The sequence below is a fragment of the Paraburkholderia sp. RL17-347-BIC-D genome (assembly GCF_046027915.1).
In the GTDB taxonomy this organism is placed as follows: Bacteria; Pseudomonadota; Gammaproteobacteria; order Burkholderiales; family Burkholderiaceae; genus Paraburkholderia.
Map to the genome: position 1 here is coordinate 22,829 of NZ_JARESS010000073.1, position 6,451 is coordinate 29,279.

The 6,451-nt window shown below is 57.1% G+C and carries 7 protein-coding genes and 1 pseudogene; 7 read left to right on the top strand and 1 reads right to left on the bottom strand.

Features of this window, described 5'->3' with window-relative positions:
- Positions 1-43 precede the first annotated feature (43 nt).
- The 4 genes from P0D96_RS43395 (at position 44) to P0D96_RS43410 (ending at position 4,489) form a co-directional block, all read left to right on the top strand.
- Positions 44-598 (top strand): hypothetical protein, encoded by a 555-nt coding sequence (locus P0D96_RS43395; protein WP_408320132.1) that lies wholly within the window; start codon positions 44-46, stop codon positions 596-598.
- Positions 599-963: 365 nt separating this feature from the next.
- Positions 964-1,065, top strand: a complete 102-nt coding sequence (locus P0D96_RS43400) for an HNH endonuclease (RefSeq protein WP_408320134.1) — start codon at positions 964-966, stop codon at positions 1,063-1,065.
- Between the two features lie 415 nt (positions 1,066-1,480).
- The gene (locus tag P0D96_RS43405) at positions 1,481-3,454 is read left to right on the top strand and encodes a diguanylate cyclase domain-containing protein (RefSeq protein WP_408320136.1); all 1,974 of its coding nucleotides are present in this window, start codon (positions 1,481-1,483) and stop codon (positions 3,452-3,454) included.
- Between the two features lie 12 nt (positions 3,455-3,466).
- A complete protein-coding gene (locus P0D96_RS43410; protein WP_408320137.1) occupies positions 3,467-4,489 on the top strand; it encodes a helix-turn-helix transcriptional regulator in 1,023 nt (340 codons plus the stop codon).
- A gap of 164 nt (positions 4,490-4,653) precedes the next feature.
- On the opposite strand, the gene P0D96_RS43415 is transcribed toward P0D96_RS43410, so the two are convergent.
- The gene (locus P0D96_RS43415; RefSeq protein WP_408320138.1) at positions 4,654-5,052 is read right to left on the bottom strand and encodes a helix-turn-helix transcriptional regulator; all 399 of its coding nucleotides are present in this window, start codon (positions 5,050-5,052) and stop codon (positions 4,654-4,656) included.
- An 84-nt stretch (positions 5,053-5,136) separates the two neighbouring features.
- Here P0D96_RS43415 and P0D96_RS43420 point away from each other — a divergent pair, with 84 nt between their 5' ends.
- The 3 genes and pseudogenes from P0D96_RS43420 to P0D96_RS43430 form a co-directional block, all read left to right on the top strand.
- Positions 5,137-5,385, top strand: a complete 249-nt coding sequence (locus P0D96_RS43420) for a DNA-binding protein (protein WP_408320140.1) — start codon at positions 5,137-5,139, stop codon at positions 5,383-5,385.
- 146 nt (positions 5,386-5,531) lie between these two features.
- On the top strand, positions 5,532-6,191 hold the full coding sequence (locus P0D96_RS43425; protein WP_408320142.1) for a lytic transglycosylase domain-containing protein: 660 nt from the start codon (positions 5,532-5,534) through the stop codon (positions 6,189-6,191).
- A 50-nt stretch (positions 6,192-6,241) separates the two neighbouring features.
- A pseudogene (locus tag P0D96_RS43430) lies at positions 6,242-6,451 on the top strand (hypothetical protein); the annotation flags it as partial.

A 6,451-nucleotide genomic window follows, 5' to 3' on the forward strand; every position in this document is an offset into this window, starting at 1 on the left:
CCATCACCGTAGGCCATCGTACGCATCGTCTCTGGAGGAAGTAATGCAACCGCAATCTACCCCAAACGTACAGCCCAGGTTTCCGATGCAGGAGCTGGAGCAGATCGAGTCGGCTATTCAGGCATCGCGCCAGTGGATCGCGACACTCGAAGGTCGTCGCGAGGCTCTGACTGCAGAGCTAGATCGCATCACACGCCCTCAGCCTTTGATCCCTAAGGCACCGATGAAGACGATCGGGCCTGGACTCGAGTATCGAGGGGCAATGTACGTGCATTGGAACTACATCGACATCCATATCGACCTTCTGCGCCGGCTGTGGACCGATTTCCCGGACCGTCGGGAAGCCATGGCGAAAGCGATGGGCTGCTACGGCACGAAGCGAGCATACGCCGCCAAGACGCGCGCCGATCTGTTCCCGGATCAGCCGACTGCGTGGGCTCAGCGGTACAGTCGGCCGCTGGTGGACGACTGGTACGTGGACGCGAATCTAAACCGCGAGCGGATGAGCAGAATTCTCCCGGCCGCGGTCAAAGCCGCTGGGCTCGAGTGGGGTAAAGACGTGAAGACCTATTGGCGAGCGGCACAGATTGCGGGCTGACTCTCGGTAACCGGTGTGAGCATTGGGCGGAATGCGAACATCCTGCCAACTAAGCCCGACAGGGGGGCTTCAGAATCCGGAATTTAAAGAACGGTAAGCCGTAGACGGGTATCGAGCACGTCCATCCTGGGCCGATAAATGCACCACACCGCCGCCCCTCCCTTCATCGTGAAAAGCACCCGACTATCATCCGCCCCCGTCCCCACTTTAAAGTGCATCTGGTCGATAGATGCCCCGGAAGAATGGAATGGCCGAATCAGAAAAACAGACCGTAGAGCGAAAGCGGCGCGCGGCGAGGCCGGTTTCTCCCGAGGCTTACGCCGACGCCTATGCGCTTGCACAACAAGTCTTGCAGGGCTCACCTGATGCCGCTTGCGCAAGGCGGACCGGATACCGTTGCGAATGCAATTGCCTTGTGTCCGAACTGCCATCGAGAGCGGCACTACGGTTCAATCTTTTCTGGATGAACGACTGGACTCGAAAGCACGAAATGAGTGGGACTGCCGCGCCGGTCCGCACGCACTTACCCGCATGAGCTGACCACTTGATGCCAGACGACTCGAAGCCAACTCCAAGCGATATGGCCGCAATGCAAGTCATTGAGGACTTGCTGAACGCGAAGAAGCTCAGCGAAGTGAAAAAGATTTGCAAGAGGGCGGCGATTACGCAAACCGCCTTCGTTGACTTCGTCGAGGCTTGTGATTCCGTAGGAGAGCTTCGGAAAGCATTGCACCTCGGTTCGTTCGGAGACGTATACCCGCAACGGCGATGAAGCACACATCATCTTTTTCCGCATGCGAGCCGCATAAAAATGATTGCCTAGCATGTAACGTTTTGTAAAAACGTCCTGTTTGATTCGTTAGACGATTTATGGTTCTTCGGATGGATATGTACGAACACGAAGCGATAGATCTGTTCCGGGCAACGTTTGAAACACTGAGTCCGCGCTGGCAGTTATCTCACGATAGCAATGCCCTCGAACTGAGCCCGATTACCGGGCCGGTCGCCGCAACTGTAAAGCTGTCATCCGAACAGGCCACACAGATCCGCACACTTGCCGGTGTCACCTCGAGCGTGACTGTCGACGCGCTGCTGTTTGAAAAGAAGTTTCGTCTTCACCTGGTCGGACGAAAAATCGATCGAACGAGGTGGGCCGGAACGGCCTCTCCGAGCATCAGTGCTGAAGCTGTCGCGAGTGATCTGGCGCGCGGGCTGTCATTTGCAGAGACGGTCCTGTCGGAAGTAAATTCACTGGTTGTGATCCTGAATCGCGACGGCACGATTCAACGGTTCAACCGGTTCGCCGAAGAACTGTCCGGCCTCAGGGAAGCTGACGTAATCGGGAAAAATGCGTGGGACCTGTTCATGTCCCACGAGGACGGAAGTGAGTCCCGTCAGAACATAGAAAGTTTTTTCCTGCGCGGCGAGGCGTACGAGGTGGAACGGACAGTAAAAACGATCAGGGGTCCGCGACTGTTCCAGTTCCGCAACAAGTTCGCCAGAACGGGAGATCGTCCCGACGAGACGTTTCTGATCTGTTCGGGCATCGACATCACAGAAGAACGACAGGCTCGCGATCGCCTGGCCGAGTTGGCGAATACCGATACGTTGACCGGCTTGAGGAACCGGAACTACCTGATGGATCGCCTCGACCATCTGATGGCGACCCCGAAATGCGTTGGTCGCCTCGCGCTTCTCTTTATCGATCTCGACAACTTCAAGCGAATCAATGACTCCCTCGGACACAGGGACGGGGATCAACTGCTCAAGCAGGTGGCGAAACGCCTGCAGCGCGTCGCCGGAGATGAGCAGCAGGTCATTCGGGTTAGCGGCGACGAATTCGTGATCGTCGTTAGCGGTGACTTTGCTCGCTTCACAGCGCAGGAGCTGGCAAACCGCGTCATAGAAGACTTTGAGCTCGCCTATGTGCTGCGCGCGAATAGCTATCGGATGCGGGCAAGCATTGGAGTGGTCGAGCACGTGCAGCACGGAGACAACGCATTCGATCTTCTTACACGTGCTGACCTCGCGATGTATGCGGCCAAAGCAGTTGGTAAAGGCAAGGATATCAGCGCGTGCCATCTATATACGCCAGAACTGTCCGAACGCGCTGAGCGCGGACTGGAGTTCTATCAGGCGCTGCAGTATGGATTTCTCAGGAAGGAATTCGCGCTGGACTACCGAGACTGCTATACCGTCGACGGAACGGCACGCGGTCTTCTTGCATTGGTGCAGTGGAATCGCGACGGCGCGGCCCCCGTGGAGGGACGCGAGCTTTTCTCAATGGTCGAGTCGTCCGGCTTCGGCGTCCAACTCGGCGAGTTCCAGTTGACCGAGGCGTGCCGCCAGTTGCAACAGTGGCGTGCCGCTGGGCAGATTGTTCAGCACGTTACCTTGAATGTGCCGTATGCGCAGCTCGTTGACGGTGACCTTGCCGGCTGCGTATCCGAATGTTTGCGTGAGCACGCGATGGAGCCGTCGTCCCTGCGGCTGGTTGTCCAGAACCGCCTGGATCAAACCGCAGCACATGTTCTGGACAAGCTGGAGACGATACGTTCCACAGGCGTGCAGATTCTTGCTGCGCTTACGGCCGACTCGGCATTTCCCAATTTGGCGAGGCTGCATGTTGACGGCCTTTGCATCCACGAAGAGTTTGTGGGGCGCGTACCTTCTGAGCCGGTTTCCCGGGCACTCGTTAAAGGCATCGTCGGCGTCTGTAACGAGATGGAATTGAGCGTCCTCGTTCATGGTGTGGACAGCAAGGAGCAGTTCACGTGGCTCACGCAATTCCCCGAAGCTGAGATTCAAGGTCGGTTCGTTACTGATGCCTTCTCCGCGACGAGTTCATCGATGTAGAGGCGTGCGTCGATGCAGGAAAAAGTGATCGAGCCGACTACACCCGCGCCACTGCATGAAGATGAACACCACATTTTCAATGAGTGCGTGGAGCTGAGTCTGTCGCAGGACTGCATCCTGACACGAAGGTTGATCCGCAGTGACGGCGCGTCGTTCAGCCAGATTGTCGCGATAGATAGCGTGGACGTTCTGTCGGACTTTGTGACGGCTGATCCATATGAGACCCGCTTGCAGGAGAGTTACGACCGCATCCGGCAGAAGTGCGTCGCAGCGACGGAGGGTGATCGCCCGAGACAGGTCGAAACTGGCGACCCCGTAAGATTAATCGGCGAGCTTTCAATGTGCGCGACGGAAGGTGCGCTGCTGTCCAAGGTGCGGACAATCATTGCTGGTATGGGCGGAATGCAGTTCATTTACCAATGGATCCGTTTTGACGGTGCTACTCCCGCCACGGGCGATCCCGTAGAGACCCGTTACCTCGTTGGTTGCAGGCCTGGCTGGACGCAACAGTACATCGCGAGGCTGTGGTACATGAACGATCCCTGCGTGATGTACGCCAGAACGAATGTTGCACCTGCGCTTATGTCGCACGTGAATGTGCATCGCGTCGATCACTGGCTGGTGACAGAGGCGCGCATGCACGGTTTTGCGAGCGGGATCGTTGTCCCGGCGCACATCCATGGCCATGGTCTGGTCGGGCTGCTGCATGTGAGCAATTCAGTCCGGGCGCCCGCCGGCGAAGGCGTGCTGTGGGACAACCGGGTGCTGTTCCGCGCCATGTCGTCGGAACTCCTGGACTGGCGCGTGTCCCAGGTGCGCCAGAATGCGCTGGCGAAGTACGAGCTCAGCGAACAGGAGACACAGATCCTGCGGATGCTGCGCGATGGCGCAAGCGCATCCCATGTCGCCGATCAACTGGGAATGTCCAAACATACAGTCTATAAAACGATCTACCAGCGGATCACCAGAAAAACGGGCGCAACGAGAATTACAGATGCCGTCGAAAAGGCGGCCGCCCACGGTCTGCTTGACTGAATCTGTTGTCGCGATCCACTGACTCTCGACCGCAACAAATATTCACGACAACTGAATATATCGCTTGTGCATACTAATTCGATGGCTTGAATTCGCCATTGCCTCTGCGCCATAGTGTCACTAGCGTTCCAGTGCGATGCGCGAACCACCGCGTAATGAAATAGTTAGGAAAGGAGGTCGATTGCTTTCTGCGCGACGAGCGGATCGACCTGACCCGTTTCGGAGGCAGTTTGATAAACCAGTGCGACAAGCTTCGCTTTTTTTTCAACAGCAACCGAATGATCAACGTTCGAAAGGGCCGTTTCGACAGCGGTGAATACGTTGCGTAGCAGTTCTTCATTGACTGTCCCATATCGGGGGCCTCTTTTGCCCGTAACGATGTAAAGCACATCGAGATTGTTGGTGGCAAGGATGGACAGGTAGCCAGCATCAGGTAGTCGAACGCTTTTCTCGTAAGAAAACTGGGTTTTTCGGCTCACGCCTGTGAGGTCGCAAATTTGGCCTTGCGACAGCCCGAGGCGCTCCCGCTCTTCAAGCAGGCGGGATCCGATTGAATGGGTCATAAATGGGGTTTTAGTTGCAAACGGGTACAAAATGACCCATACTGGGTCACATACGATTAATTCGCTCAGTATACGGGCCGTCGCATGGCACTGAAAACCCTACAGGATGTCCGGGCAGACTTCGATCGCAACGGGATATCCATTTCGAGCTGGGCCGTAAAACACGGAATCCCCCGCAACATCGTTAACGGCGTGTTGCAGGGAAGGCTAAAGGGCAAGCGCGGTCACGCGCACAACGCGGCAGTCTTGCTGGGACTGAAAGACGGCGTTGTAAATCGTGAGGAGGCGCGCGAGCCAGATCTTTGCGAGGTACCGCCAGCCAAGGAAGGGTAGGTGAGGGTGTAGGAGCGGTCAGCGTCGATGTTGCGAGCATTGGCGCCGACCTGACCAGTTGTTGGAACCTGAGAGGTCGACAATGGCTCAAGCCATTATATCGTTCGGGCACAGCCGGCGACATAACGTGGGCGAAGGGAGAAGTCATGCTTGATTTCAACTCCCTGGCCCAGCAATGCGCGCCGAACGTCCACCCCACGACGCTTCAGGCGGTCGTGAGGACTGAATCCGGCTTCAACCCGTACGCAATCGGCGTTGTTAGTGGCCACCTTGTTCGGCAGCCGCATGATCGTGCTGAAGCCGTGGCAACGGCAAAGGCGCTCGAAGCGCAAGGCATCAACTTCAGCATGGGTCTTGGGCAGGTCAACAAAGCCAATCTCGCCCGCTACGGACTGACCTACGAAACAGCTTTCGATCCGTGCGAAAACTTGCGCGCGGGCAGCGCAATCCTGAATGACTGCTATCAGCGGGCGACCGTAGCAATGGGGCGGGGCACACCCGCATTGCGTGCTGCGATCAGCTGTTACTACAGCGGTAATTTCACGCGCGGCGAGGCAGCCGACGCCGACGGCACCAGTTACGTTCAGCGAGTGGTTGCCAACGCCCAGACGGCGGCAGGTCCAAGCAATGTCGTTCCTGCGATTCCTGTTGTGATGGACAGTCAGTCCGACAGACCAGCACGCGCAGCAGCGCATGATGCCAAAGCATCTTCCGCGCACCGTAGCGGCTCCAAACAACGGCTGGCCGCCCCGCACCCGTCGTGGGACGCATTCGGCGATTCTGCCTGCGATGACAATTGCAATTGATCTGAGCCGCGACGACGCGGCCTGATCTCAACCACCGGAAAGGAGAAGCCATGCATCGCAATAAAAAAGTCAAGATCATGAAATCAGTACAACTGAAAGGTGATGCGTATCGCATAACGGCGCAGCGAATCTTGACCCGCGCGCGCCAGACGGTGGCATTGGGCATCGCAATCGGTCCCGAACTCGCATTTGCGGGTGGAGGGCTGGACTCAGCAACGCAGGGCGCGACCACCTTCAAGATCTGGCTCTATTCGTTCCTC